Source organism: Acinetobacter sp. AB03, assembly GCF_058107045.1.
Map to the genome: position 1 here is coordinate 1 of NZ_JBUEBA010000025.1, position 3339 is coordinate 3339.

The window sequence follows — 3339 nt, forward strand, 5'->3', positions numbered from 1 at the left end:
CCCTGATAGGATAAGGGTTCTGTGAAATTTGTCGTGTACAGAGCTTATTTAATTAAAAACTCTTATCAAAAGAGATAAACCAATTATTATTTTGGCGATCATATAAATCTAAATTACTAGCAATTTTTTGATGGCTATAATTTAACTTTGGTTTAAATCCATGCCATTGTAATTTTTTATGCGACAAGCTGGCATTGAACTGATACTCGTCATCATGGCGTTTTTTGTCATACCAAAAGTTATCTGCCCAAAAGTCTCGCTTGGCATAGCGAATACTGCTACGCCATACGAGTTGTTCGCCAGAATACACGCCGCCTAATCGAATACCTTTTCGGTTCGAAGACTCTGCTTCATCAGATAAGTCATCGCGCATATAGTCAGCCCCACCATACACTAACCAATTTGGCTTTGGTTGATACAATACAAGCCCAGCAATACTGTTGCTATGACCATCATAACGATCGGCGATACTGCTATCTTGATAGCGTTTTTGAATATGCCCAACATTGCCTGAGAGTTGCCATTGTTGATTAAGCTGACGATTGTATTCAAGGGTGGCACCATAGTTTTGGTTATAGCGCTCGCCACCTAACCAGTTTTGTTCAAACAGTGGAATAATACCCCATGATTGGTGAATGTCCTTATAGCGGTAGCCTAAATTGGCTCTTGCGGTGATCTCGCTATAGTCATGGTTATCCCAATAATCGACGCCATCAACCTCGAAGTTGCTATATAAATAATGATTACCGCTTAAGTTTAGTTCACGTGATGTACCCAACGTATAGTCGATACCGTGTGCCGATTGGGGCAAGGAATCGCCGCTACGGACAAAAGTGGCATTACCCAATCTAATTTCTTTGAGATCGGAAGCCTGATTGACGTTATCGGTGGATTCATAACTTAAATTTAGGCTCGGTTGCCAACGTTGTGCCTTTTGCATGTTGGCTAGAATTTGATCGACTAATCGCTGTAGTGGCAGGGCTAAATGCGGTTGAGCAAGCTCTAATTCAGTCTTGGCAGCTTGATATTGTTTGTCTTCAAACAGCATCATGGCTAAGTCAAAACGTGGGTAATGCAAATCCGGTTGCCGTGCTAAAATCTGACGGTATAAAGCAATTGCTTGTTTTTGTTTGCCCTGATGGCGATACAGTGCGCCCAAACCATAGTCATAAAGGGTTTGGTCTTTGTCAGCCACCTGTTGGTATTGCTTGAGCAGTTGTTCTAGTTGTACCCAGTCTTTGCCCATGATGGCGGCGTTGATACGTGTTTCCAGAGTGTTATCTGATGCAACCGGTGCTGCGGCAGGGGTGGCGATTTTAGGCTGATTTAGCAGGAGATCAGGCTTAACTAGTGGATCTTTGTCAAAGAATACGTTGGGTTCCTGGGTCAGGTTTTGCGGTGGTTCTTGGGCATAGAGCGGAGTGCTTAAGGCGAGCGTGCATAATATCAGGTGTTTTTTTTGCATGAGTTAATGACCGGTAAGACAGTAAAAACCGTCTGAAGTCATAGCAACTTCAGACGGTGATTTAATGGTTAAGGAATGAGCAGTTATTTGGTGATTTCGCCGCGTATGCCGCCAAAGCCGATTTCGTATTTACTATTAGCATTTTTATAATTGGAATAATCACGCCCAGCACCATTCATTTCAACAGAGCCTGAAATTTCCTGAGCCTGTGAGCCATAAAAGCCTAATGAATAATTACCAGTCGTTCCATCAAGACCTTTAGCTGTGCTAGTAATTCCTACTACATCATTTCCTTTTAAATTAATTTTGCTAATAGCACCTTCATCAAGGTTAATTTTACCACCATAATTGCTGGCTTTAAGCAAATAACCTGATCCAGTTTGCTTAGAAAAATCTACATTGTAAGCAAGATCAAAGCTATCATTTAAACGCACCCCGGAACCTGTATAAGTGGCTTTACCTTCAGTGGGAATAGCTACAGATTTAGTGTCAAAGCCAGCTATATCTACGTTATAAGTTGAGCCATTTTGCAACTGATTGACATCATCTTTAACATAACTATATAACCATGTCCCTAAAACCATAGAATATGGTTGTTGGTAACTATAGTTCCAACCTTTACGTTCAGTATACTTACCCTCGCTATTTAGCGTACTTTCATTAATATCCTGATTTTTATAATCATTTAGAGAGAATTTGTTCTTATCAGCAAACGACTTTTCAATTTCAGTAGCTTGAATTAATGCCTCAATATTCAACGCAGTTTTAAGCTGTTCCTGTGAAGTATCGAGATTTTTAGTTGCATAGGTCTGAGCATGGCTATCAGTTAGACCAATCGCTGTACCTTGTGCTACCAACTTGGCTAAATCATCGGCTTGGATTTGAATAGCTGTTTTTAAAGCATCAGCGGCATTATCTTTACCAACATAGGCATCAGCATAAGCTTGGGCACGTGTGACAGATAAACCTGCATCAGTTGCGACCTTTTTCAAGGTAGCATTAGCATCTTTTTGACCTGCAAAGCCGATTTCTTTTTGATCAATCGTGGCTTTACCTGCCACTTCATCAGCCTGTGGACCGAACAGACCCAGCGTATAGGAGCCTGCTGCATTCGCTTGCGCACTACCACTTACACCAGTAACTGATTTGCCATTCAGATTGACTTTGGTCAAATCACCTTCTAGCAATTTAACCGCACCAAATTCTGACAAGCCTTGAATGTCGCCTGAACCTTTACGCTTATCAAAATCAACCAGATAGTTTAACTTACCATTGTCAGATACAGCCGAGAATGCACCGCCGGTATATACGGCTTTACCAGTAGTCGGTACATTTTGGTCAAGAGTAGCTAGACCAGCGACTTTATCAATCTTAAACGTACTCGAAGTCGATGAGTTAGAGCTACTATAATGATCTGTAGTTGTACTGATTGTACCCTTACCTACCACTACCGAATAAGGTTGATTATAGGTCTTATCAACCGATTCCTCGGTTTTAGTGTATTTTGTGTAGGTTGTACCATAAGGCGTGGTAATTTGACCATTACCTGAAATTTGAGAAGTTACCTTAGTATCATTGGTTAAACCACTACCTGTATATGTGCCACCTTTATCAGCCGTTACTGCCTTAGCAACATCCGCCGTCAGCGCATTAGCTACATCACCATCTGCTGTATTCACATTATTATTAGCAAAGGTCTGCGCACGAGTCGCATCCAAACCAGCAGTCTGCGCCTTAGCAAACAAATCCAGTTTCTTATCAGCAATCCGTTTGTTTTCCGCCACAATACCATCAAGGGCAGTTTGTGCAGCATTAGCGTCGACTTCTTTGTTAGCTGCTGCATAGGCAGTAGCTTGGGCGTCAGTTAATCCTGC

The 3339-nt window shown here is 41.6% G+C and carries 2 protein-coding genes; both read right to left on the bottom strand.

Annotated elements, in window-relative coordinates; genetic code table 11:
• Positions 1 to 52 precede the first annotated feature (52 nt).
• The gene (locus ACY3FQ_RS17010) at positions 53 to 1465 is read right to left on the bottom strand and encodes a surface lipoprotein assembly modifier (RefSeq protein ID WP_283290187.1); all 1413 of its coding nucleotides are present in this window, start codon (positions 1463 to 1465) and stop codon (positions 53 to 55) included.
• A gap of 83 nt (positions 1466 to 1548) precedes the next feature.
• A partial coding sequence (locus ACY3FQ_RS17015) for a factor H binding protein domain-containing protein (RefSeq protein WP_489774497.1) occupies positions 1549 to 3339 on the bottom strand: 1791 nt, incomplete at its 5' end.

Coding starts and splice junctions, on each gene's coding strand:
- ACY3FQ_RS17010 (WP_283290187.1), bottom strand. CDS start 1,465: ATGCAAAAAAAACACCTGATATTATGCACGCTCGCCTTAAGCACTCCG.